The organism is Burkholderia sp. COPS, from assembly GCF_019425585.1.
In the GTDB taxonomy this organism is placed as follows: domain Bacteria; phylum Pseudomonadota; class Gammaproteobacteria; order Burkholderiales; family Burkholderiaceae; genus Burkholderia; species Burkholderia cepacia.
Genome location: NZ_WIXR01000077.1, coordinates 1 through 23,644 on the forward strand (window position 1 = coordinate 1; position 23,644 = coordinate 23,644).

Annotated in this window: 18 protein-coding genes and 1 pseudogene; 7 read left to right on the plus strand and 12 right to left on the minus strand. The window is 66.2% G+C overall.

From position 1 onward, the window contains the following. The 5 genes from FOZ70_RS36325 to FOZ70_RS36345 all read right to left on the minus strand — a co-directional run. Positions 1–2,818: ESPR-type extended signal peptide-containing protein (locus FOZ70_RS36325; RefSeq protein WP_258025833.1), on the minus strand; the 2,818-nt coding region annotated here is incomplete at its 3' end. 1,247 nt (positions 2,819–4,065) lie between these two features. Beyond that, positions 4,066–4,968, minus strand: coding sequence for a hypothetical protein (locus FOZ70_RS36330; RefSeq protein ID WP_042973130.1), 903 nt, complete (start codon positions 4,966–4,968; stop codon positions 4,066–4,068). A gap of 95 nt (positions 4,969–5,063) precedes the next feature. After that, on the minus strand, positions 5,064–5,282 hold the full coding sequence (locus FOZ70_RS36335) for a hypothetical protein (RefSeq protein ID WP_021157097.1): 219 nt from the start codon (positions 5,280–5,282) through the stop codon (positions 5,064–5,066). A 236-nt stretch (positions 5,283–5,518) separates the two neighbouring features. Next, positions 5,519–6,169 (minus strand): NAD(P)H-dependent oxidoreductase, encoded by a 651-nt coding sequence (locus FOZ70_RS36340; protein WP_042973131.1) that lies wholly within the window; start codon positions 6,167–6,169, stop codon positions 5,519–5,521. Between the two features lie 311 nt (positions 6,170–6,480). Next, positions 6,481–6,786, minus strand: a complete 306-nt coding sequence (locus tag FOZ70_RS36345; RefSeq protein WP_021157098.1) for an NIPSNAP family protein — start codon at positions 6,784–6,786, stop codon at positions 6,481–6,483. A gap of 281 nt (positions 6,787–7,067) precedes the next feature. On the opposite strand from FOZ70_RS36345, the gene FOZ70_RS36350 reads away from it, so the two are divergent. Next, entirely contained in the window at positions 7,068–7,865 is a 798-nt protein-coding gene (locus tag FOZ70_RS36350) for a GNAT family N-acetyltransferase (protein ID WP_219707822.1), read from the plus strand. 310 nt (positions 7,866–8,175) lie between these two features. Here FOZ70_RS36350 and FOZ70_RS36355 read toward each other — a convergent pair whose 3' ends face one another. Both FOZ70_RS36355 and FOZ70_RS36360 read right to left on the minus strand, forming a co-directional pair. Further along, positions 8,176–9,519: a DUF3999 domain-containing protein gene (locus FOZ70_RS36355; protein WP_219707823.1), complete on the minus strand. Its 1,344-nt coding sequence runs from the start codon at positions 9,517–9,519 to the stop codon at positions 8,176–8,178. Further along, complete coding sequence (locus FOZ70_RS36360) at positions 9,516–12,956, minus strand: DUF2339 domain-containing protein (RefSeq protein ID WP_219707824.1); 3,441 nt, start codon at positions 12,954–12,956, stop codon at positions 9,516–9,518. Before FOZ70_RS36360 ends, FOZ70_RS36355 begins: the two co-directional genes overlap by 4 nt. Positions 12,957–13,004: 48 nt before the next feature. On the opposite strand from FOZ70_RS36360, the gene FOZ70_RS36365 reads away from it, so the two are divergent. From FOZ70_RS36365 to FOZ70_RS36385, 5 genes and pseudogenes are all read left to right on the plus strand, one after another. Beyond that, positions 13,005–13,475 carry a hypothetical protein gene (locus tag FOZ70_RS36365; protein ID WP_258025836.1) on the plus strand — a complete coding sequence of 157 codons (471 nt, stop codon included), beginning with the start codon at positions 13,005–13,007 and terminating at the stop codon, positions 13,473–13,475. Continuing rightward, a pseudogene (locus FOZ70_RS36370) lies at positions 13,441–14,732 on the plus strand (glycine betaine/L-proline ABC transporter ATP-binding protein); the annotation flags it as partial. The gene FOZ70_RS36365 and the pseudogene FOZ70_RS36370, both read left to right, overlap by 35 nt. Then, positions 14,725–15,621: a choline ABC transporter permease subunit gene (gene choW, locus FOZ70_RS36375; protein WP_021163994.1), complete on the plus strand. Its 897-nt coding sequence runs from the start codon at positions 14,725–14,727 to the stop codon at positions 15,619–15,621. The pseudogene FOZ70_RS36370 and the gene choW, both read left to right, overlap by 8 nt. A gap of 107 nt (positions 15,622–15,728) precedes the next feature. Continuing rightward, on the plus strand, positions 15,729–16,727 hold the full coding sequence (locus FOZ70_RS36380; protein WP_042978246.1) for a GlxA family transcriptional regulator: 999 nt from the start codon (positions 15,729–15,731) through the stop codon (positions 16,725–16,727). A 104-nt stretch (positions 16,728–16,831) separates the two neighbouring features. Continuing rightward, complete coding sequence (locus tag FOZ70_RS36385; RefSeq protein ID WP_021163993.1) at positions 16,832–17,779, plus strand: choline ABC transporter substrate-binding protein; 948 nt, start codon at positions 16,832–16,834, stop codon at positions 17,777–17,779. Positions 17,780–17,897: 118 nt separating this feature from the next. Here FOZ70_RS36385 and FOZ70_RS36390 read toward each other — a convergent pair whose 3' ends face one another. The 4 genes from FOZ70_RS36390 to FOZ70_RS36400 all read right to left on the minus strand — a co-directional run bounded on the left by FOZ70_RS36390 (position 17,898) and on the right by FOZ70_RS36400 (position 21,370). Next, complete coding sequence (locus FOZ70_RS36390) at positions 17,898–19,316, minus strand: tetratricopeptide repeat protein (RefSeq protein ID WP_219707825.1); 1,419 nt, start codon at positions 19,314–19,316, stop codon at positions 17,898–17,900. A 135-nt stretch (positions 19,317–19,451) separates the two neighbouring features. Next, positions 19,452–20,357, minus strand: a complete 906-nt coding sequence (locus tag FOZ70_RS36395; protein WP_219707826.1) for a leucyl aminopeptidase — start codon at positions 20,355–20,357, stop codon at positions 19,452–19,454. 128 nt (positions 20,358–20,485) lie between these two features. Continuing rightward, on the minus strand, positions 20,486–20,614 hold the full coding sequence (locus tag FOZ70_RS38375) for a hypothetical protein (RefSeq protein ID WP_021163990.1): 129 nt from the start codon (positions 20,612–20,614) through the stop codon (positions 20,486–20,488). Positions 20,615–20,944: 330 nt separating this feature from the next. Further along, positions 20,945–21,370: a PACE efflux transporter gene (locus FOZ70_RS36400; RefSeq protein ID WP_042978249.1), complete on the minus strand. Its 426-nt coding sequence runs from the start codon at positions 21,368–21,370 to the stop codon at positions 20,945–20,947. Positions 21,371–21,517: 147 nt separating this feature from the next. On the opposite strand from FOZ70_RS36400, the gene FOZ70_RS36405 reads away from it, so the two are divergent. Beyond that, positions 21,518–22,447 carry a LysR substrate-binding domain-containing protein gene (locus FOZ70_RS36405; protein WP_219707827.1) on the plus strand — a complete coding sequence of 310 codons (930 nt, stop codon included), beginning with the start codon at positions 21,518–21,520 and terminating at the stop codon, positions 22,445–22,447. A 45-nt stretch (positions 22,448–22,492) separates the two neighbouring features. Here FOZ70_RS36405 and FOZ70_RS36410 read toward each other — a convergent pair whose 3' ends face one another. Next, positions 22,493–23,641 carry an exo-alpha-sialidase gene (locus FOZ70_RS36410; RefSeq protein WP_219707828.1) on the minus strand — a complete coding sequence of 383 codons (1,149 nt, stop codon included), beginning with the start codon at positions 23,639–23,641 and terminating at the stop codon, positions 22,493–22,495. Positions 23,642–23,644: the final 3 nt, after the last annotated feature.

The window sequence follows — 23,644 nt, forward strand, 5'->3', positions numbered from 1 at the left end:
TGCCGGTCGAGGTCGAGGTCGACAGCGACGTGATCGAGCTGTTGGCCGACGACAGACCGGTCGAGGTCGAGGTCGACAGCGAAGCGATCGAGCTGTTGGCCGACGACAGGCCGGTCGACGTCGAGGTCGACAGCGACGTGATCGAGCTGTTGGCCGACGACAGACCGGTCGAGGTCGAGGTCGACAGCGAAGCGATCGAGCTGTTAGCCGACGACAGGCCGGTCGACGTCGAGGTCGACAGCGAAGTGATCGAGCTGTTCGCCGACGAGAGGCCGGTCGAGAGCGAACCGATCGAGCTGGTGGCCGACGAGAGGCCAGTCGAGGTCGACGTCGACAGGGACGTGATCGAGCTATTGGCCGACGACAGGCCAGTCGACGTGGAGGACGACAGCGACGTGACCGAGCTGTTGGTCGACGAGAGGCCGGTCGAGAGCGAGCCGATCGAGCTGGTGGCCGACGACAGGCCGGTCGACGTGGAGGACGACAGCGAAGTGACCGAGCTATTCGTCGACGAGAGGCCGGTCGAGAGCGAGCCGATCGAGCTGGTGGCCGACGACAAGCCGGTCGAGGTCGAAGTCGACAGCGACGTGATCGAGCTATTAGCCGACGACAGGCCAGTCGACGTGGAGGACGACAGCGACGTGACTGAGCTGTTCGTCGACGAGAGGCCGGTCGAGAGCGAGCCGATCGAGCTGGTGGCCGACGACAAGCCAGTCGAGGTCGAAGTCGACAGGGACGTGATCGAGCTATTGGCCGACGACAGGCCAGTCGACGTGGAGGACGACAGCGACGTGACCGAGCTGTTCGTCGACGAGAGACCGGTCGAGAGCGAACCGATCGAGCTATTGGCCGACGACAGACCCGTCGACGTGGAGGACGACAGCGAAGTGACCGAGCTGTTGGCCGACGAGAGACCGGTCGACAGCGAGCCGATCGAGCTGGTGGCCGACGACAGACCCGTCGACGTGGAGGAGGACAGCGAGGTGACCGAGCTGTTGGCCGACGAGAGACCGGTCGACAGCGAGCCGATCGAGCTGGTGGCCGACGACAGACCCGTCGACGTCGAGGACGACAGCGAAGTGATCGAACTTTTCGTCGACGAGAGGCCGGTCGACAGCGAGCCGATCGAACTGTTGGCCGACGACAGACCTGTCGACGTCGAGGTCGACAGCGACGTGATCGAGCTATTCGCCGACGACAAGCCGGTCGAAGCCGACGTCGACAGGCTCGTGATGCTCGACGTCGTCGTGCTCGCGACCGAGTAGAGCTGGCTACCGTTGATCGCATCGGTGCTGGTCGACGTGACGAGACCCGCCGCGACGTTCTGGATGCGACGCTCGTTGCCCGCCGAACCAACGCTGACGACGCCGTTGGCGGCGCTTGCGCCCGCAAAGTTACCGAACGTCTGTCCACCGATCGTGGCGGAGTTGACCGAACCGGTGCCGCCCGTCGCCGTGTCCGCCGCACCAATCGTCGCCGAGTTGTTGCCAAGGGCGACGGAGTTTGCAACGTTGGCCGTCGACAGGTAGCCGAGCGCCATCGCGTTGCCGGCGGAAGCGGTCGATTGATAGCCCATCGCGACCGCATTGCCGTTGCCGCTGGCCGTCGCAAACGAGCCGATCGAAATGTTGCCGGCTTGAGAAGCATTGGATTGCTGGCCGATTGCAACGCTCTGGAGCGCACTCGCAGTGGCCACGCCCAGCGCAACGCTGCCGCCGCCGGCAGCGCTGGCGTTGACGCCGATCGCGGTTGCATAGTTCGCCGTCGCGGAACTCCCGTTCCCGAAAGCGGAGGCAGGCGCCGAAGCCCCGCCCGCATACGACGAGGCACCGATTGCGCTCGAACCCGCATAGGTCGCCTTGGCGCCGCTGCCGATACCGACCGAACCCGTCCCCGTCACGCTGTTGCCACTGCCCAGCGCAACCGCACCGGTGCCGTTCGCCGAGTTGCCGTTGCCGAGCGCGACGGCGCCCGTACCACTTGCCGAATTGCTGGTGCCGAGCGCGACTGCGCCGTCGCCGCTGGACGTTTGCGCGCGGCCGATTGCCACCGCGCCGCCGTTCGCGCTACCACTGTTGGCCGTCGTACCCGACGAACCGATCGCGACGTTCTGGCCGGTTGCGCCGGAAATGGTGCCATCGCCCTGTGCAATGCCGTATGCGCCGTTGGTCGTCGCACCGCGGCCGATCGCGATGCCGGACGTTGCGCTGGAGGTGACCGACGATTGGCCGCCGATCGAAATCGAATCCTGTGCGGCCGCCTGTGCGCCTGCGGTGGCGTTGCTGCCGATTGCGGTCGAGCCGACGCCGGATGCCTGCGTCTGGATGCCGTTGACCGCGCTGGTGCTGCCCAGGGCGGTTGCGTAGTTGGCGGTTGCTTTCGTGCCGCTGCCGACGGCGGTCGCGAAATTACCGGTTGCCGACGTACCTTGACCGAACGCAGATGCCGCAGTCGCGGTGGCCGAGGAGCCGGTACCGAATGCCGTTGCATTCGATGCGGTGGCGACCGTATTGGTCGGCGAGTTCGCGCCAATGGCGACCGCGCCGCCGGCGGAGGCGGTCGGGCTCTGGCCGGGAACGGTTAATCCGCTGGAGCCGGCGCCGATGGCAATCGAGGTTGCATTGGTCGCGTTCCCGCCCCCGGCGCTGTACTGCGCATGCGCAACGTTGCCGACGCCTGCCCCCGCGACGAGCACGGCGGCTGCGACGGCCTTCACGACAGCCGACTTGTTCGGCTTGCCCCGTGCCGAATCGTGTTCAGACGCAGCGACCCAGGCGCCGAGGGCTTCGTTCCAGATCGAGCGGTATGTGCGGTTCATGTCCTGCTACCTCCAAATGTGCACGCCACACACCGGTCTCTTTTGTTAGAGGAATGCTCCGTGCGCTCGCGCGAATCTCAAAATTGATGGGCGGAGTTTATTGGAGGAGGATTTTTTAGATTGCTAAAAAGTGATAAATATCGTGTTTGAAAAGTTAAAGGATGGTTAATGGGCGGTGTTTTGATGCATCAATGATGAATGAATTTGTAAGATGTAAGAATGAAAAATGTAGGATCATAGCCTCTCGATGGGAATTACATATTTTTCATATAAATCAATAAGTTACGTGTGTTTTGTGCGGTAGATTACAGATGTGATTGGGCCGAAAGCAAGGAAATTGAAATAGCAAACGTTTGCGAGCGAAGACTTCCTTTCTTGTTTGTAATGTGAAGAAGCGTGTTGCGGGATAATGTGATGCTCGTCTTGTTAATTTGTTAATTCGTGATTTGCTTGTCGATTTCTGATTGATTTATTGGATTGTCTGTAAATCAATTTAATTCAAAATGAAGAATGCCTGGCTGTGCTGATATGCGCATTTCGTTCGCTGCGATGGCCCGTGTGACGGGCGTTCCGGGCGGGATGGCTCGTCGAATTTGTAAAAAAGTGCTACAGGGCGATGGACCGGCCGGTCGTCATTCGTATTTCGAATTTGTCCTATTGACTATTTCGTTGATGTTGACATTCGTGTGGGGTTTGGCGAGGAGGCGAACCCGTCCGGGAGGCATTACCCGCTCCCGTTTTGCGCGTGCTGGCGGCCGGGTGTTAAAGCCGCTGGCGGACGCCCGCTGAATTGTTAAATCCTGGGTGTGACAATTTGTCCGCACGCCCCGAAGCGCCGAAGAAAAAAGGGCGTGAGTGAATGTGTCGGGTGCGCCACATCTGGCAGGTGGATGCAGGCCGGTGAGGTTTCCCACCGCATGCGATGTGGCGATGCGGCGATGCGGCGATGTGGCGACGTCGAGCGGGCGGTGGGCCGGGTAGCCCGACCGATGCCGCTCGCCATGCAAAGCGTGACGAGCGCGCATCGAGGTGTGAACGGGACGCGGGGCGTGGAGTACGGAGCAGAACGGATGCGTCGACCACTACGTATCGTTGCGCATTGTGCTGCTGCGCGCCCGGATGCGGACGATGCGATTGCCACCTGTCGGCTCCGGCCGGCATTCAGCCGGCCCGGACGTGATGATGGCCGAGGCCCGGTTGCCAGGATGCTCGACCGGGCAACCGGGCCCTTGCCCGGAGCGGTTGCCTTACTTCTTGAGAAACCGCAGCGCGAGCCGTGCCATACGCGGCACGAACAACGGACGCAGCAGGCGCTTGTCGTAACCGGCCATCCGCCGATCGTTCTCGGCGAGACACAGTTCGATCAGCTCGCGTGGCTTGAGCGCTTCGCCGATGTCGGCGGTGTTCGTCGCCGGGAAGTTCGCGTCGCGCGCGACGCCGTCGGCGTCGATCCCGCGCGCGATGCCGATGCGCTCGCGGATCAAATGCACCCACACGGCCGCGACCCGCGCGAAGAACCAGGGCCGGCGCCACCACGTCAGGCTGCGCCAGTACCACGCGTACCAGTTCACGAAGAACAGGATGTGGCGGCCTTCTTCCTGGATCACGGGCTCGAACGTGTCGACGAGTTCGGGCGGGAAATAACCGGAGCGCTGCGCGGAACGGAACAGGCCGAACGCGAAGAAGCTGTCGATGCATTCGCTGAAGCCCGTGACCATCCACGACCACTCGGGATCCTTCGGCGCCGGGTAGGGGGGCTCGGGGGCGAGCCGGATGCCGTATGCCTCGACGAGCTTCGACAGCACGACCTTGTGGCGCGCTTCCTCGCCGCCGTCCATCTCGAGCGCGCGGCGCAGCAGCGGATTGCCGACCGTCGCCGCATAGGTTGCGACGCGGATCGATGCACGACCTTCGGTTTGCACCGCGATGTCCCAGATCGGCAGCGACGTGAGCCGCTTGAGCTCGGCGGGCTTGAGCGCCGGCCAGTCGATGACCGCCGGCTTGTACGGGTTGTGTGTGTCGAGCAGCATGCGGCAGAACATCTGCATGTGCGCATCGGAACCGATCCGGACCGGACCTTGCCTCTCGAAGGTCCAGTTGCGCATTGCGTGATCTGCGGCTGCGTGCTGTTCCTGCAGCGTGTCACTCATGGCTATTGTTGTGCGATTACGGATCGAAAGATTCTTGCATAGCTTCCGTAATCGCGTATTTTCGAGCGGCCATGTGCACGCCGGCCAGGCGTGCGTCACGCGTGCGTGTCGACCCAGAGGCGGCCCCAGCGGGACGCGTAGGCAAGCGCGTGTTCTTCCTCGAAGAAGAAATCGATCGCGTCGAACGACACGGAGCGCGGCGACGGGCCGCTGCTTGCCTTCGCGATCGTCAGGTTGGCGGCGAACAGCCCGTTCGGCAACCGGGCGGCAGCGGGGGCGACTTCGTAGCCCTTGTAGCGGATCGTACGGTTCATGGCGTGCGCGGAGAGAGTTCGGATGTTCAGCGTACGAAAACCCGCCGGCCGCGTGAACCAATCTTTCGGCCAATGCAAATCACGCGGCGGGCCGAATCGTTATCGGCGCGGGGTACGGGGAAAGGGCGACCGGGGAGCAGCGTCGGCGTGCACGGCGCGTGGCCGTTCGTCCGAATGTGCACCGCCCGCGCCGACGAACGGGGTCGTCCGGGCGCGGGCGGTGGAAGGCGGGGAAATTACTGGTTGGCGATCTTCAGCACAGGCGCGAGCGCATCGACCGATGCCGCATGCGAGGCCGCGCGATGCGACGCGAACGCAAGCGCGAACTCGGCCGCTTGCGTGCCGACCGTCTCGAGCTGGGCGACGACCTTCGGGTCCGAGCAATTGTCGGCGCTGTCGAAGCGCGTTTCGAGCGTGTTCACGGTCGCGCCGAACGGCGTCGGCCAGCCGCGCAGCGCATGCACGATCGAACGCAGCGACGTCAGCACGGTGCCCGCCGCCTGCCAGCCGTACGCGGTGACGATCAGGCCGACCGCGCGTCCGTCGAGATAGGGCCGATCGTCCGCACGCAGTTCCTCGAGCGTATCGAGCGCGTTCTTCACGAGGCCGGAGACGCCGCCGTGATAGCCGGGCGTCGCGATGATGATCGCGTCGGCCTGGCGCACGGCGTCGATCAGTTCGCGCTGCGCGTCGGTCAGCGTTTTGTGTTCGGGGGCGTAGTGCGGCAGCGTATGCAGGAACGGGCCGTCGAACAGGCGCGTGCGTGCGCCGGCTGCCTGCGCGCCGCGCAACGCGAACGACAGCGCGCGTTCGGTCGACGACGCTGCGCGGGTGGTACCGCCAATGCCGACGACGAACGGGCGGCGGTGTTGATCGAATGCAGTCAAGGGGCGCTCCTTGGGGATGGCTTGCCCGGCTAAGCACAGGCTTAAAAACCAGATGGTAACGACCCCGCCGCCACTCTGAAAACGACTTTTCGTTCTATCGATATGCCGGGAGGCACGGGCAATCGTGTGCGCGGCCGCACGGATCGATAGCAGAAATGCTTGGTTGGGCTGGCCGGCCGCGGTCGATAAGATGGGCCCGTCTCCTCCATGATGTCTCTACTGACATGGGTTGGCCCCGCCGCGCGGATGCAGGCGGGGCTTTTTTTCGTCCCGGTCAGGAAAAGGGGCGCGATGCGCCGGGCCGTGGCCCGTTATTCGAACACCGGCCGGAAGAAGCTGCGCTCGTAGCTGACGATGCAGCGCGTTTCCTCGGCGTAGCGGAACGCGGCCTGGCAGGCCGGATCGTCCATCGAGCGTTCGCGGTAGCGCTCGTATTCGGCGAGGCTCGGGAACGAGAACATCGCGAGCGCAATGTTGTTTGCCCCTTCGGACGGCAGGAAGTAACCGTGATGCGTGCCGCCGAACTGCTCGACGAGCGGAATCCACATCTTGCCGTAGGTTTCGAACTGGTCGAGCTTGTACGGATCGATGACGTAGCGAAGGAAGCAGGTGATCATGGGCGCGCCCGGAGCGAAGAGAATCCGGCGAGTGTGGATGGCGCTGCAGCATGTGTCAACGGCGCGCGCCGGCGATCGACGCCGTCGCGCTCGATGCATTGCTTGCGTGCGCAACGATCGGTGTGCCGTCATGCGTTCGCAGTGACGCACGCGACGCCGCGGCGTGCACCGTCGCAACCGTTTCTTCCGCACGCACGTCCCCAAACTTTTACGACATTTTTTCTTGCGGGGGCCATCGGCGCGCTCATAGACTTCGGGCATCCCAACCACGGAGCATGGCAATGTCGATACCCTGGAACGCGATCGCCGAACACACGCCTGCCGCGCCGCCTTCCGCGTGCGCCGACCGGGTGATCGTGCGGCGTTTCGATCCGGCCTTCGACAGCTATGCCCACCTCACGCAGATGCTGCATCGCGCGTTCGCGCGGCTCGGCGCGATGGGGCTCAACTGTACCTGTGTCGACCAGGACGAGGCCGTCACGCGCCGTCGCGCGGAAGCGGGCGAGTGCTACGTCGCCGTGTGCGGCGGGCGCGTGATCGGCACGGCCACGCTGTATGCGACCGATCCGTCGTCGGCCTGCCCGCTGTACCGGCGCGAAGGCGTCGCGAGCGTGCGGCAGGTGGCGGTGGACCCCGATTGCCAGAGCCGCGGGATCGGCGCGTTGCTGCTGTCGTTCGCCGAGCGGTGGGCCGCGTTGCGCGGCTACACGCTGCTCGCGCTCGATACGCCGCATCCCGCTTCGCACCTGCTGGCGTTCTACGGCTCGCAAGGTTTCGACGTCGTCGACGTGATGCGCTTCGATGGCAAGCGCTACGACAGCGCGATCCTCTGCAAGCAGCCTGTCACGCATGTCGCGCGCCGGGTGTTGTCGGCGTCACCGGCGTCGCGCATGGCCGCGCGCATGGCGGCCGTACGGCGTGTTGCTCATGCGTTGCCGTCGCGCGTGGCCGCGCTGGTCCGGCGCGATCGGTACGTGCGGCGTGGCGCTGGCTGGGCGGCGCGACGCGCGGCCGGTGCCGCGAGTTGCCGCTCGTCGCCGTGGCGCCCGCGTCAGCACGGGCGCTACACCTTCGGCTGAACGCCCTGCTCCGGTTCCTGCTCCTGTTTTGCCGCGTAAACGCCGAATGAGCGGAGTGTGGCGCTCCCGCTCGTGTACGGCCCTCGAGACACCCCCGCCGCGCCGCGGCGAAACGGACGTTTACGCGCTTTTTATGCGCTGACGCGGCCTTTCATAAGATGGCCGCACCGATCCGCACGTCGGTGGCCGGATCGGACAGGTTCTTCACTGCGCGACGAGATCGCGTTCGGCGGCGGCCCGCACCTGCATCAAACCGCGTGCGCCGGACATACATTGCGTGGCGATCGAAGCCCGACGCGGCCGCGCCGCATCACTCGTCGCGGCCGCTCGACTCGCCGCCGCCTTTCGCGAGGCGCCACGCGATCGTGCCGAGCACGCCGACCGCGACGACCAGCGCACCCCACAGCACGTAGCGGCGCGGTGCGTCCGTGTCGGCGGCCGGCGCCGGCGTGACCGCCGATACCGGCAACGCCGCGCCGACGCGCGCGGGCCGCACTTCGGGGGCCATGCCGACCAGCAGCGCGTCGCGGCCGACGGCCGACGACACGAGCGACGCATCGCCGACGCCGAGCGTAAACGGCGGTGCGCCGCGCGCCACGAAAGTCAGCGCGGCCGGATGCCAGCCGATCACGACGGCCGGCTGGCCGCTGCCGAATCCGCCGTTGCGCATGTCGACGACGATCCGCCACGTGCGATCCGTATTCGCCGCGAACTCGAGCGGCGGATTGCGCTGCTCGCCGGCCTTGCCCTGCAGCCGGAACAACACGGCGCCCGCGACGTCGCGCCACGGCGCCTGCGCGTCGGCGCGGCTCTGCAGCGTCGCACGCGCGACGGTATTCGGTTGCGGCAGGTCGATGCGCACGCGGTCGACCGGATACGCGCCGTCGGTGTCGAACAGGTACTCGCCGGGCGTGCCGCCGGCCCGCACGCGCACGGCGTTGCGCCATTGGCGCGGCACGGACGCGGTGTCGGTTCCACGCGTATCGCGCGGGTGCGTCTCAACGTCGATCGACGCGATCGCGGGCGCGCCGTCGAGCCAGTCGAGCCGCAGGTAGCGCGGTGCCGCGCCTTCGAGTGCGATGCGTTCCTGCACGAGCATGTCGTCGCCGTGGCCGACTTTCAGCAACTGCGTGCTGCCGAGCGAGCGCCAGCTGCGCAGGTCGTCGCTGGCTTCGACGGCGACACGCCCCTGGTAGCTGTCGTCGCCCACGTGTACGAGCAGCGCGTCGATGTCGCCATCTGCATGCGACAGGTCGACGAGATCCGCGCCGTGCTTTGCGCGCGCCGGTGCGGCGACGCCCGCGCGCAGCGCGCCGTCCGGGCCGACCGTCACGCCGAGCGGCGCGCTGCCGTTGTCGGCGCGGGCGGGCGGCAGCGGGAACCAGTGCACCGGCGTGCGCGTCGGCGGTACGGCGGGCGCGGCGGCTGCGGGCGCGTCGAGCGAATACGGCACCGGCTCGCCCGCGCCGTTGAAGATGCGCACGTCGCCGAGATCGTCGCGCCGGCTCGCCGCATAAACAGGCTGCGGCACGGTGAGCTGGTAATACGCGGCGGTGCCGTCGAGGTCGAGCGAGAAGCGCTGCGCGGGCGGGCCGTCGGCCGCCGCGAACGACGCGAGCAGGCTCAGCCCGAGCAGCGCGGCGAGTCGTTTCATTGCAGGCCGTCCTGTTGCGCGGCGGCCTTCGGCGGCAGCGGCGAGAAATAGCCGATCAACAGCAGCAGCACGCCGATGCCGATGAACGACACGATCCGCTCGATGCCGGTCACGTGCGACAGGTCGAACAGGAACAGCTTGACGACCGTGAGCGCGAGCAATGCGGCGCCGACGAACCACAGCGGTCGCAGTCCGCGGCGCGTGGCCCAGATCGTGATCGCGAGCGCACAGAGCGTCCAGTACACGGACACCGACGCCTGCACGAGCGTCGATTCCGCCATCGCGCCGAGTTCGTACGGCACGCCGGCCCAGTGATGCAGCGTGCGCAGCAGGATCGCGTTCAGCCACAGGAACGCGGTCGCCCCGGCGGCGCTCAGCAGCTCGACGCGATGGTTGCCGAACGACCAGCCGAGCTTGCGTGCGCGCACGAACCACGACGCGGCGAGCGCATAGACGACCGCGAGCACGAGGTCGAGCGGGTTGAAGAGCGGCACGCGCGCCCAGCTGCCGCCGTCCTGCGTGAAGTTCGCGTAGAAGGTCCACACCCACATCACGACGATGAGCGGCAGCGACGCGAGCGCGCACACGCGGGCGATACCGTCGCGGCGCGTCAGCCACATCCCGGCGAACGCGAACAGGCTCCAGCCGACCATGAACACCTGCTGGATGCCGAACGACGACAGCACCGTGTCGATGTCGTAGGTCATGTGGAAGCGGTGATGCAACGTGCGCAGCATCAGCGCGTTGAACCACAGGAACACGGTGGCGATCGCGGCGTAGTCGACGATGCGCGGATGCCATGCGATGCCGAGCGCGCGCAGGCGGCGCAGCCACACGGTGAACGCGACGAACACCAGGCACTGCGCGATGTCGAGCGGGTTGAGCAGCGGGAGCCAGAAGAGCGGCGCCGCGTTGCCGTCGCTGATCACGCTGGCGATGCTCCACAGCCACAGCAGCGCGGCGAGCGGTGCCGCGCCCCACACCTGGTAAGCACGCGGGAACGCCGCGACGGGCCAGCGCAGACGCGAGCCGGGGCCCGACACCAGCAGGAGCAGCACACCGAAGCCGTAGGCCCATGCGCTCCAGCTCCATGCGCCTTCGGGCACGAACGTGCGCAGGCGCCAGAACCCTTCGAGCGACAGCAGCCCGCACAGGGTCCAGAACGTCAGCGTGTGCAGCGGCGCGATGATGCCTGCGGCGACGGCTTGCACGAGGCCGGGCGCGGTGCCGGGCCTCGTGCCATTTGCGGGATCGGCACTTGCCGTGCCGCGCGCCTGGCGCCACAGCAGTGCGAGGCCGGCACCGACGGCGACAGGCCATGCGAACGCGCCCATCCCCGACAGCGGTGCTTCATGCGCTTCGAACGCACGCAGCGCGAGCAGTGCCAGCACGGGCGTCAACGCGAGCGCGGGCCATTCGGCGAGCGGCCACGCCAGCCGGCGGCGCGCGACATGCGCAAGCCATGCGGTGCCGGCCGCGAACAGCGCGGTCGAATCGACGACGAAGCGGTCGGCATGCAGGTCGACGTGACGGCTCGCGTAGACGAGGATCTCGTGCAGCCCGCCGCTGACCCACCACAGCAGTCCCCACGCGGCTGCCGCGGCGCCGATCTCGGGCATCCATGCATGCCACGCGCGCGCTTCCGCGCGCCCGTGCAGCCACCACCCAGTGAACAGGCCGGCGAGCGCGATCAGCAGCATCGCGATGTATGGGCTGTTGAGCACGGGCAGCGCGGTGGCGTCGGCCGGCCCGAGCAGGCTCGTGAAGAACGCGCCGGCCGCGGCGAGCTGCATCAGCAGCCCGAAGCCGAACCGCAGCATGCGCTTCTCGCGCACGCCGAGCCAGACGACGGCCGCGCCTTCGATCGCCCACGCGGCGCTGGTCGTCGGGCCGGAGAACGCGAGCGGCACGGCCAGCGTCGCGAAGATCACCGCGAGCGCGAGCGTGGATTCGAACAGCAGCGCGAGGCGGTCGCGGCGCCGCGCGAGCCATGCGGTGACGACGACGTAGAACGCCGACAGCGCGACGGCGCTCCATGCGAGCCCGAACGGCATGTCCTTCACGAGCGACGCCTGCAGCGCGGTCGCGACGATCGGCGTGCCGAACACGAGCGTGCCGTCGACATAGTGCCGCAGCGCGAGCTCGCGCTTCACCGCATACAGCAATGCGATGCCGACATACATCAGGAAGAACAGGATCAGGAACGGCTCGGTGCTCGCGAACAGCGCGGGGCGATAGGCCGTCACGCCCCACGCGGAGCCGATCGTGAACGTGAACGCGAAGCCGAGCAGGTTCAGCGGGCGCCAGGCCTTGAACCACGCGATCGCGAAGATGCCCGCGTTCAGCAGTGCGTAGTAACTGAACAGCGCGACGTGGTTGCCGTGCCCGGTCGACAGCAGCACCGGTGCGAGAAAGCCGCCCGCGGTGCCCATGAACGCGAGCGGCAGCGCGTTCTGCCGCACCGCGAGGAACGCGCTCAGCGCGCATACCGCGACCATCAGCGGAAACGCGGCGCCGACGGGCAGCAGCGCGTAAAGCTTGGTCGCGGCGAAGATCGTCAGGTACAGGATGCCGACGCCGCCGCCCTGCAGCACGAGCCCGTACGCCGCGCGGCGCGCACGCACGCGCCAGCCGGTCGCGAGCAGCGCGGCCGCGGCGAGCGCGGTGCCCGCGAGGCGGAATTCGATCGGCAGCATGTTGTTGTCGGCCGCGTACTTGAGCAGGAACGCGACCCCGAAGAACAGCACGACGATCCCGACGCGCACGACCGTGTTGCCGCCGAGCAGCCAGTCGCGCGCGGCGCGGAATGCACGCTCGACGATGTCGGGCTCGCGCGGCTTGGGCGGCGTGGGGGGAACCGACGGTGCGGGGGCCGCAGCGGCAGGTGTTTCAGTCGCGTGGAGCGCGGCCGGTACCGGTACCGGCGCGGCGGTGCGAACCGGCGCCGGGGCTGGCGCAGGAGCCGGTGCCGATAGCGACGCCGGTGCGTCCGCGCGCGCGGCGGCCGGTTGGGCTGGCGGGCGCGGCGGCAGCGCGGCCGAAGGCGGGACGGGGGCGGATGAGATCGCGGACGGGGCAGCGGACACCGATGCGGTGCCTGCGGCCGTGTGCGCCGGCGCCGCGGTCGGGATCGAGCCGGCCTTCGCGCCGGCCAGCTGGCCGCGCAGCGACGCGACTTCACGTGTCAGCGTCTCGACGGTGGCTTCGAGCCGCGCGACGCGATCGGCGAGCGGAACCGGCGGCTGGGCGGGTGGTGCCTGCATCGCGGACGTGTCGGGTGCCGCGCCTTTGCCCTTGCGCTTGCGCTGTTGCAGCGTGTGATCGAGACAGAACCCGATCGCGGCGCCGAGCACGGCGCCGTTGACGGCGGAGAAATCCCCGATCAATGCGGCAATCCCGCCCACGACGAAGCCGATTGCGGTAAAAGCCCAGTTCATCTCGCCTTGCTCCCTCTCTCGTATCGTTATCGGCCTGCGATCGGACGTATGCCGGTCGAGGCGGTGTCGCCATGGCCGGCAGGCGAACCGGCATGCACGGCTGAAGGCGGCCGCTGCATGGCGGCCTGCGGTGCAATCAGCCTGTTGGCGGGGAATGTATCACAGCGGCTGTCGGGGATTTTCCGGGTTGGCGCGGTATCGCGGCGTGCACCTGCCGGTGTCGTCGTGCGGCTTTTTGCACGGTCATGCTTTTTATCGGTGAATGCCGCGTGCGCATTTGTCAGGCCATATGGCCGCGGGATCGGACGTGGAATTGTCGTAAAGCGACGCGCGCCCGATGCGAATTCGCGCAAAAAACGACGCGATATGCGCGACGCTGCTGCGCACAAGTCCGGCGCGCGATGCCCGCCGTTGCTGGCCGTGCGCGTATTGCACCGCCGCAATCGCGTGCCGCCGCGCGCCGCGGCCCGCCCGGCGGGGCTGGAGGCCGTGTCGTATTTGCGCAAGCGTTTGTCGTAATTCGTCGGCAGGTCGGGGTTTTTTCTGGCAACTATGTAGGCACGCTATGACATACGTGAGTCCCCGCTACACGAGGAGAAGGTTTCGATGGATGCCCCCAAGGTCGTGGTCGAAGGTCTGTGCAAGGTGTTTGGAAGTAACCCGCAGCAGGCGCTCGACATGCTTGCCGCCGGCGCGACGAAGGACGACGTGCTCAAGCGCACCGGCCAGGTCGTCGGCGTGCACAACGTCTCCTTCGATGTGCAGGAAGGCGAAATTTTCGTGCTGATGGGCCTGTCCGGCTCCGGCAAGTCCACGCTGATCCGCCTCGTGAACCGGCTGGTCGATCCGAGCGCCGGCAAGGTGATGATCGACGGGCTCGACGTCGCGTCGGCGCGCCGCTCGGCGCTGACCGCGCTGCGCCGCAAGGACATGAGCATGGTGTTCCAGTCGTTCGCGCTGATGCCGCATCGCTCCGTGGTGTCGAACGCCGCGTTCGGCCTGGAAGTCGCGGGCGTCGGCAAGAAGGAACGCGAGCGCCGCGCGATGGAAGTGCTCGAGCAGGTCGGCCTTGCGCCGTTCTCGCACAAGCTGCCGTCCGAGCTGTCGGGCGGCATGCAGCAGCGCGTGGGCCTCGCCCGTGCGCTGGCCGTGAACCCGTCGCTGATGATCATGGACGAGGCGTTCTCCGCCCTCGATCCGCTCAAGCGCCGCGAAATGCAGGATGTGCTGCTGCAACTGCAGAAGGAACAGCGCCGCACGATCATGTTCGTGTCGCACGACCTGGAAGAAGCGCTGCGCATCGGCAACCGCATCGCGATCATGGAAGGCGGCCGGCTCGTGCAGGTCGGCACGCCGCAGGACATCATCGCGAACCCGGCCGACGATTACGTGCGCGCGTTCTTCGACGGCATCGACACCAGCCGCTACCTCACGGCCGGCGACCTGATGCAGACGGGCGCCGTGCCGATCGTGTCGAAGTGCGATGCCGCGAACGTCGCGGCCACGCTGAACGGCAGTGCCGACTATGCGTTCGTGCTCGACGCGCAACGCAAGATCCGCGGCTTCGTCACGCGCGATGCGATCGGTCAGGACACACCGTCCGTGAGCCCGATCGAAAGCATCCGGCGCGATGCGTCGCTCGAACATGTCGTCGCGCGCGTGGTCGCGAGCCCGAATGCACTGCCTGTCGTCGACGACGACGGCTGCTACTGCGGCTCGGTCGATCGTGCGCTCATCCTGAAGGCCATCACGCGTTCGCGAGGCTCCCATGTCTGAAATGATTCCGCTCGGTACCTGGGTCGACCAGTCCGTTCACTACCTGCTCGACCATGACGCGAAGACGTTCGACGCGATCGGTCAAGCGATCGAGGGGCTCGCGGCCTTCGTCGAGCATGGCCTGCAGGCGATCCCGATGTGGCTGATGATGGCGATCTTCATCGGCGTCGGGCTGTGGCGGGTGGGCTGGCGCTTCGCGCTGTTCACCACCGCGTCGCTGCTGCTGATCTTCGCGACCGGCTTCTGGGACCAGACCGTCATCACGCTCGGCCTCACGCTGTCGTCGACGATCATCAGCCTCGTGCTCGGCATCCCGCTCGGCATCTGGGCCGCGAAGAGCAAGTGGGTCGCCGCGATCGTGCGCCCGATCCTCGACCTGATGCAGACGATGCCCGCGTTCGTCTACCTGATTCCGGCCGCGATGCTGTTCGGTCTCGGCCGCGTGCCGGGAATCCTGTCGACGGTGATCTTCGCGATGCCGCCGGCGGTGCGCCTGACGAGCCTCGGCATCCGCCACGTGAACCGCGAGATCGTCGAAGCCGGCCAGGCCTTCGGCTGCACGCCGTGGCAGCTGCTGTACAAGGTGCAGTTCCCGAATGCGCTGCCGTCGATCATGCAGGGCGTGAACCAGACGATCATGATGGCGCTGTCGATGGTGATCATTGCGTCGATGGTCGGCGCGGGCGGCCTCGGCAACGACGTGCTCGCCAGTATCCAGCGCCTCGACATCGGCCTCGGTTTCGAAAGCGGCCTGTCGGTCGTGCTGCTCGCGATCATTCTCGACCGCATCACCGAAAGCTTCGGCCGCGCGCCGGGCACCGTGAAGGCGCCGCTGTTCTCGGGCCTCAAGCAGCTGTTTCGCGTGAAGGCTTCACCCGCACAGGCCTGACCTCCGGCGGCCGGAAGCCCCGGCCGCTTACCTTGACGATAGAAAACGACTTCCGCGGTTTCGGCCGCGGGGGTGGCCCCCTGCAACCTTGTCGCCAGGAGACCGATGTGACGTCCGCCGTCGCTGTCGCGCCCGCCGCCTGCGTTTCACCGGTTTCGTCCCTCGCCCATTTCGGCTTCCTGACGCTGCCGAACTTCTCGATGATCGCGTTCTCGAGCGCTGTCGAAGTGCTTCGGATGGCGAACTACGTCGGGCGGGCCGATCACTACCAGTGGTCGATCTACTCGCTCGACGGCAGCCCGGTGCATGCCAGCAACGGCATCGCGGTACGGCCGACTCAGGCGCTCGACTACACGAAGCTGCCCGACGTGATGATCGTGTGCGGCGGCATCCGCATCCGCGACGTGGTCGACGAAGGAGCGCGCGATACGCTCGCGGCGCTTGCCGAACGCGGGCTGCCGCTCGGCGGCATCTGCACGGGCGCGTATGCGCTGATGTCGAGCGGTCTGCTCGACGGCTATCGCTGCACCGTGCACTGGGAGAACCTGTCGTCGCTGCATGCCGAGTTTCCGCAGGTCGGATTCGCCGACGAACTGTTCGTCGTCGACCGCGACCGGCTGACCTGCACCGGCGGCACCGCGCCGCTCGACCTGATGCTGAACCTCGTCGGCATGCGGTTCGGCCAGCAGCTGGCCGCGCAGGTATCCGAGCAGTTCATCCTGGAGCGCATCCGCAGCTCGACCGATACGCAGCCGATTCCGGTCGATGCGCGCGTCGGCTTCTCGCGCGCGGAGCTGATCGAGGTCGTGCGGCTGATGGAGGCGAACATCGAGGAGCCGCTGTCGCTCGAGGAACTCGCGCGGCTCGTGCGGCTGTCGCAGCGGCACCTGCAGCGGATGTTCAAGGTGTATTTGAACGTGTCGCCGACCCACTATTACCTGACGCTGCGCCTGAAACGCGCGCGCGACCTGCTGCGCACGACCGATGCGTCGATCGCGCGCGTGACGACGGTCTGCGGGTTTCATTCGCCGTGCCATTTCAGCAAGGCCTACCGCGCGCAGTTCGGCCATGCGCCGAGCTACGAGCGCAGGCTGCCGGGGCGCTGACTGTCGAGAATCATCCAGTCCGCGACGTCGCCGGGATCGCGGCGCGCGGCTTCAATAAACGATCCCGCATTCAAGCAAACGACATCACTTTGAGGAGAAGCAAGATGAAGCGCCTATTGATCGCAGCGGTGTGCGGGATCGGGATAACCGCGCCGATGTCGGCCGTTTATGCGGCCGATCCGCCCGTGTGCAAGAACGTGCGCTTCGCGGATGTCGGCTGGTCCGACATCGCGGCAACCACGGGCCTCGCCACGACGATGCTGCAGGGGCTCGGCTACAACCCGACGAAGACGATCGCGTCGGTGCCGATCACGTTCGCGGGGATCAAGAGCAAGCAGATCGACGTGTTCCTCGGCTACTGGTCGCCGACGATGGACCCGATCATCCAGCCGTTCACGAAGGCCGGCACGATCAAGGTGCTCTCCACGCCCAACCTGACCGGCGCGAAATACACGCTCGCGGTGCCCGACTACGTCTATCAGGGCGGCCTGAAGTCGTTCGCGGACATCCAGAAATACGCGGACAAGCTGAACGGCAAGATCTACGGGATCGAGCCGGGCAACGACGGCAACCTGCTGATCAAGAAGATGATCGACGGCAACCAGTTCGGCCTCGGCAAGTTCAAGATGGTCGAGTCGAGCGAGGCCGGGATGCTGGTCGAGGTGAATCGCGCGATCCGCGACAAGCAGTGGATCGTGTTTCTCGGCTGGGAGCCGCATCCGATGAACGTGCAGATGAAGATCGACTACCTGAGCGGCGGCGACGACGTGTTCGGCCCGAACTACGGCGAAGCGAAGGTGCTGACGGCGACGCCGCCCGACTACGCGCAGCGCTGCCCGAACGTCGCGAAGTTCGTGTCGAACCTGCAGTTCACGACGACGATCGAGAACCACGTGATGGTGCCGATCATGAACAAGGTAGAGCCGAACAAGGCGGCCGCCGAGTGGCTGAAGGCGAACCCGCAGGCGCTCGACAAGTGGCTCGCGGGCGTGACGACGCTCGACGGCAAGCCGGGCCTGCCGGCGGTGAAGGCGTATCTCGGCGTGCATTGAGCGACGCGGCCGGGCGTTCGCCCGGCCCGCAAGCGGCTTGACGGATCGGCGCCCCCCGTCCCGGAAAGATCCCGGGAGCCGGGGGGGCGTCGGCATGCCTGTCCGGCGTGAGCAGGCATCAGGCCACGACATGCATGAGCCACGCGTTGATGCGTCGAATCACGTCGCTCCAGTCGCCTTCGCGGGTTTGCCGCACGGCGGTCGCCTGCGCGATCCAGGGGCTCGCGGTACCCTCGACGCCCCAGCGCCAGTCGCCGCAGACGTGGGTCGGTACGCAAGTCCGCATACCCATCATGACCGCCAAGTTGGCGACGCCCGAATCGACCGCGACCACGGCATCCAGTTGGGCCATGCATGCGGCCGTGTCGCCGAAATCCCGAATCCCGGGGCGGTAGTGACCAACATTGCCGGCCGGCGTGCCCGCCAGCGCCGCGGCAGCGGGGTGATGCAGATTCACGAAATGCATGCTTTCCGCAATGGCCGGGTGTGCCACGATCGCGTCGATCGCATCGAGCGGCAGGCTGCGGCGGCCGGCCCAGCACCTGACGATGGCGCCTTTTTCGGGCCAATGTCGTTGGACGCAATCCCAGAACAGCCCGATCAGCTTCCTGCCCGGATGTTGCTCGCGCACTTGCGCGGCCCATTCGGCAGCGAGCCGCTGCTTGTGCGGCGGCGTCTTGATGTAGGGCGCGAACCATCGTTCCGGCCGGCGTGTCCGCCGGGCTTTCAGCATCGGCAAATGAAGCAGCGTGGCATGCAGGTCCGGCGCGAACCTGTCGACGCGTGCTTGCAGTTCATCGGGCAACGGCGCATGAAACTGCCCCGGATTGGGGGCGGCGACGACCTCGCAACGCGGCAGCGACGCCTGCATGAGCGCGTGGCTCTGCGGATGGCAGGTGAGCATGACGCGCGCGCCTTCGTCCAGCCAGTCGGCCACGCAGGCCGAGAGGAGAAAGTTGTCGCCGAAGCCGTGTTCATGCGTGATCAGGACACGCTTGCCGCGCACATCCGATTCGCCGTCCCATGTCGGGAGGTCGACCGGGCGGTAATTGGCGGACAGGCGCGGAACGTCGTCACGCATTCGCCAATAGGCGAAGCCGCGCGGATCGCCCGCCTTGAGCATCGCTTCTCCCATCGCGAATCCGATCGATGCGCTCATCTCGGCAGGACCGGATGCCGCCATCCGGAAGGCTTCGTCGAGCAACGCGATGGCCTGCGCGAGATCGCCGGCCATCATCAGGCTCATGCCCAGTCGCAAGCGGTGGAGTTCGGGCCGGCTGTGCCGCGACGGATCGCGTTTCCAGGCTTCGGCGGCTTCGACGTAGCGGCCCAGCAGGTAGAGCGCATCGGCACGGCGCGTCATGGAGACGGCGTCGTGCGGGTCGAGCGCCAGCGCCAGGTCGGCCCAGGGGAGCATTTCCTCCTCTCGCCGGAGGGCAGTCAGCAGTTCGCAGATCCGATGCAGGATCGCGAGATCACGTGAATCGCCCGCGTATTGCGTCTGCGCGGCACGCAGTTGCTGTTCGAGGTCGACCATGAATGCGATTCCGGCGGGCGCGCTCACCGTGCGGGGCGGGCGCAACGGGATCCGGCGCGAGCAGGGGGCCGGCGGTGGGCATCACGATGCCGGCACCTCGCCGGGGCGTCGATGCCGGCCGTGTCGTCGCAGGGGCTACACACGGAATGAGCCGTCGAAGATGACGGTGTCGTCGAACAGGATCGTTCCGGACGAAAACACCAGATCCAGGTGATGGCTGCCGCGTTCACCGCCGCCGAGGCCAAGGTGCAACCCGGGATGGCGTTCTTCGAAACTTGCATTGCGTCCATGCAGCCTGACGTTCAGGTTCGTCCCGATCCCGAACTCCTCGACGATCCTGTTTCCCGCGCATTTGTCGAGATACAACCTGAAATCGTCCTCGAGCTGTCGATTGGCCGATTCGACGCTGACCACCTGGCTCCGCTCGATCCCGATCTTCAATATCGGGTCGATGACACCGTACTTGATGGCAAAGGGCACCGTGCTCAGGAAGGTGCCGCCGAACAAGACGCTTCCGCTCAGGTCGAGTACGCGGGTCGCCACTTCGCCGGGCATCAGGTCGTAGTGGTTGCGGCCATCGAGGCTTTTCCATGTCTGATCCAGCGTTCCGTGCAGCGAACCGCCGAAGCCGTCGTGAAACTGCACGCGTCGAGCGCGTTGTGCCGCTGCAATGATGCGTTCGTTGCGGGCGGCAATGTCGTCGATGCTCTCGGAAAAGGCCTCCTTGAAGAATTCGCCGTATTCCCGCAGCAATACCGACTTCTTCCAGTGCTCGGCCATTTTCGGCTTGAGGGGCGGGATGAATGACGGCCCATGCGGGTTGATGTCGGAACGGATGGACGAGTCGTACATGAAGATGAACATGTCACACCGGTCGATTTCCTTTATGACCTGTTCGTGATTTTCCGTGTCAAGCTCGACGTAGGTGAACGAATATTCGAGTTTTTTCGGGCAGTGCCGGATAATCGATTGCGCGGTATTTTTCTGGCTTTGATCCGAGCCGACCAGGATGTTGGCGCCGGCTGAATGTTTCTGCACCATGGCTGGATGTCCGCGGACACACGAAAAGAAATTTTCGACACTTTTTTCCATGATTATCTCCGGGGTTTCCAGCTTCTGGATCAAAAAATGGCGGGTCGTTGCGATCCGCCATCATTCGGGCTGCCTGCTTATGCCCACAGAGCAGTTGCGAATGGAATGACTGCGCTGTCCTTCATCATCTCGACCCAGTCTTCATGCTGATCTTCCTGCATCCATTCGATCAGCGGGAGATCCTGCTTTTCCTGATTTTCGTTCATGATGATTTCCTTGTTTAGGAATTGAACTGCGAACATCGCAAATCGCCCCCGAAAATTCGAGGGCGGATTTAGCGATTGAGTGAGCGCATGGAATTGCGCCGATTATATGGGGTGGGTATGAATGATCGATTTCTGTTAATGGTCAGACAACATTAGCATTCGAATTTGCGGAGGGACAATGTAACGTAAACCCTAGGGTTGTTTTGATTTTGTGAATGCTGATGGTGGTATTGTTTGAGTTTCGAAAAAATGAAACGGGGTGTGTTTTTAAATGGGAATAAACGCACCGATTGATGCCGATTTCGACTGCTTGATTGCCGGGCGCTCGTTTCATTCCCCCTTCGTCGCCGCGGGCACGTCGAACACGCGATCGAACGCCCACTGGAAGACGAACGCGTAACAGAAGAAGAACGCAAACAGCCCGATGTCGACGACGAACGCGTCGAACCACGAGATGTCGAGCCACCACGACACGACGGGCACCAGGATGAAGATGAGCCCGCCTTCGAATCCGGTGGCGTGCAGGATCCGCCGCCCGAGCGTGCGTGCCGGCTGCCGGCGCGATGCTTCCCAGCGCTCGAACAGCGCGTTGAAGATCATGTTCCACAGCATCGCGATCGCCGACATCGTCGCCGACAGTGCGCCCGAATAGACGAGGCCCTGCTTGAAGAGCGCGGCGATCACGGGCGAGATGCAGGAAATCGCGATCGCTTCGTAGAGCACCGCCTGCGTGATCCTGCGCGATAGGCCTTGCACGTTGTTTCTCCGGTTCGACGCCATTCGCCGCGGCACCCTGCCGAGACGTCCCGCAAGGCTATTCGCGTTGCACGCCTGCTTCAATTCACCTAATCTCACCCCGATTCAATCGAATTCAACCCGGCCCGATCCGGCCCGCGAGGCCCCGTGTTCTCGAAACTTCCCCTGACCGCATTGCGTGTATTCGAAGCGTCGGCGCGGCTTGGCGCGTTCAAGGCTGCCGCGGACGAACTGTCCGTGACGCCGGCCGCCGTGTCGCACCAGATCAAGTCGCTCGAAAGCCGGCTCGGCGTGCTGCTGTTCGAGCGCGGCGCGAGCGGCGTGCGGCTCACGGAGGAGGGCGAGCAACTGTTTCGCGCGAGTCACGATGCGTTGCTGGCGCTGAGCCGCGGGCTCGATGCGGTGCGGCCGGAAGTGACCGGCGAGCGTACGCTCGTGCTGACCACCACGCCCGCATTCGCCGCGATGTGGCTGATTCCGCGTCTCGGGCGGTTTCGTCGCATCGATCCGCAACTGCACATCAAGGTCGAAACCGGTAACACACTCGTCGATCTCGAACGCGATGCGCGGATCGATCTTGCGATTCGCGCAACGTCGCGCACGTTTCCGGCGCTGCACGAGATTGCGCTGATCGACGAGTATTTCGGTGCCTATGCGGCCGCCGGGTTCGACGCGCACCGAACGGGCGAGCCGCTCGACCTGATCGAGACCGTGTGGGATACGCCGCTGCCGGTGTCGGTCGACTGGGCGTCGTGGTGTCGTGCGGCGGGCCGCGATGCGTGGCTCGAACGTGCGGTGTTTCGCCATTACGACGACGAGCATTACGCGTTACAGGCCGTGCTGCACGGGCAGGGCATCGCGCTGCTCAGCTCGGTGCTGGCTGCCGAGCATGTCGCGCACGGGGCACTGACACCGGTCGAGCCGTCGGTGCGGCTCGACGGCGCGCGTTTCGTCGCGCTGTGCCGGCCCGGGCGTGAGCGCGAGCCGCAGGTCAGGTCGTTTCTCGACTGGCTCGAGGCGGAAATCGCGCAGACGCGGGCGGCGGTGGTGCGGATGGGGGCGGGCGTCGAGCGCTAAAGCGGGGCGGCGCGGGCCGTGTGCGAACGGTGCGCCCGCACACCGTCACCCGAACCTGACGCAATAAACCGGCGGCAGATGCGCGGACACCAACTGCCAGTTTTCCCCGCCGTCATCGGATGTCCACAACCCGCCGGTCGTCGACGCCATCGCGAGGCGCGTGCCCGAATCGTCCACCGCGAGCCCGTGCCGATACACGAGGTCGTACGCCGGTGCGGGCGGCAGCCCGTTCGTGAATGGCTCGAAACTGCGCCCGCCGTCGCGCGTGCGCGTGACGACGAACCGGCCGTCCACCGGAATCCGGCACGCGTCCTTCACGGCCGGTACGAACCACGCGGTGTCCGGTTCGTGCGGATGCACGGCCACCGCGAAACCGAAGCTCGACGGCTGTGCCTCGATCCTCCGCCAGTGTTCGGCGCCGTCGGTCGAGCGGAAGATCGCGCAGTGATGCTGCGTCCACAGCACGTCCGGGTTGGCGGCGCACTGCACGACGCGGTGCGGGTCCTGCGCGTTGGGTTCGCCGCGTCGCTCGGGCGGCATGTAGTCGGCTTCCATGCCTTCCGCGGTCACACGCCAGGTCGTGCCGCCGTCGGCGGTTTGCCAGACGCCGCCGCACGAGATGCCGACCGTCACGTGCCGGCTGTCGCGCGGATCGACCATCACCGAATGGATGCCCGGCGCGTCGTACCCGCCGCCGCCCCATTCGGCGCGTTCGGGGCGATCCCACAGCGCGCGGTTGAGCACCCACGAATCGCCGTGGTCGTCGGAGCGAAACAGCCCGCCGGGGATCGTGCCGGCCCACAGCACGCCCGGCTCGTCGGCGCCGCCGGCTTCGAGCGACCAGATTTGCTGAAGCGTCCACGGCGGCTGCGGCGTGCCGGGCGGCTCGTCGTCCGCATCGCCGGTGCCGGCATGCGCACGGGCGCCGGCAGGCGCCGCGTCGGCCGGTTGCGGCGGGTAGACGGGGACCGCGCATTCTTCCCAGCCGGTGGCGCCGGCTCGCTGGCGATGCAGTTTCACGCCGAAATGGCCGAGGTTGAGCGCCGCATACAGCGTGCCGTCGCGCGGGTCGGCGAGCACCATGCTGACGGGCTCGCCGATGAAATGCGGTTCGCCGGGCGTCCAGCCGCCGTGGCCGTCGGGCTGCAGGATGAACAGGCCCTTGCGGGTGCCGACGAGCAGTCGATCGTTCATATG

Coding starts and splice junctions, on each gene's coding strand:
- choW (WP_021163994.1), top strand. CDS start 14,725: ATGTCTGAAATGATTCCGCTCGGTACCTGGGTCGACCAGTCCGTTCAC.
- FOZ70_RS36395 (WP_219707826.1), bottom strand. CDS start 20,357: ATGGTGCAGAAACATTCAGCCGGCGCCAACATCCTGGTCGGCTCGGAT.
- FOZ70_RS36385 (WP_021163993.1), top strand. CDS start 16,832: ATGAAGCGCCTATTGATCGCAGCGGTGTGCGGGATCGGGATAACCGCG.
- FOZ70_RS36330 (WP_042973130.1), bottom strand. CDS start 4,968: ATGAGTGACACGCTGCAGGAACAGCACGCAGCCGCAGATCACGCAATG.
- FOZ70_RS36335 (WP_021157097.1), bottom strand. CDS start 5,282: ATGAACCGTACGATCCGCTACAAGGGCTACGAAGTCGCCCCCGCTGCC.
- FOZ70_RS36390 (WP_219707825.1), bottom strand. CDS start 19,316: ATGGTCGACCTCGAACAGCAACTGCGTGCCGCGCAGACGCAATACGCG.
- FOZ70_RS36410 (WP_219707828.1), bottom strand. CDS start 23,641: ATGAACGATCGACTGCTCGTCGGCACCCGCAAGGGCCTGTTCATCCTG.
- FOZ70_RS38375 (WP_021163990.1), bottom strand. CDS start 20,614: ATGAACGAAAATCAGGAAAAGCAGGATCTCCCGCTGATCGAATGGATG.
- FOZ70_RS36365 (WP_258025836.1), top strand. CDS start 13,005: ATGCCGGTCGAGGCGGTGTCGCCATGGCCGGCAGGCGAACCGGCATGC.
- FOZ70_RS36355 (WP_219707823.1), bottom strand. CDS start 9,519: ATGAAACGACTCGCCGCGCTGCTCGGGCTGAGCCTGCTCGCGTCGTTC.
- FOZ70_RS36345 (WP_021157098.1), bottom strand. CDS start 6,786: ATGATCACCTGCTTCCTTCGCTACGTCATCGATCCGTACAAGCTCGAC.
- FOZ70_RS36350 (WP_219707822.1), top strand. CDS start 7,068: ATGTCGATACCCTGGAACGCGATCGCCGAACACACGCCTGCCGCGCCG.
- FOZ70_RS36360 (WP_219707824.1), bottom strand. CDS start 12,956: ATGAACTGGGCTTTTACCGCAATCGGCTTCGTCGTGGGCGGGATTGCC.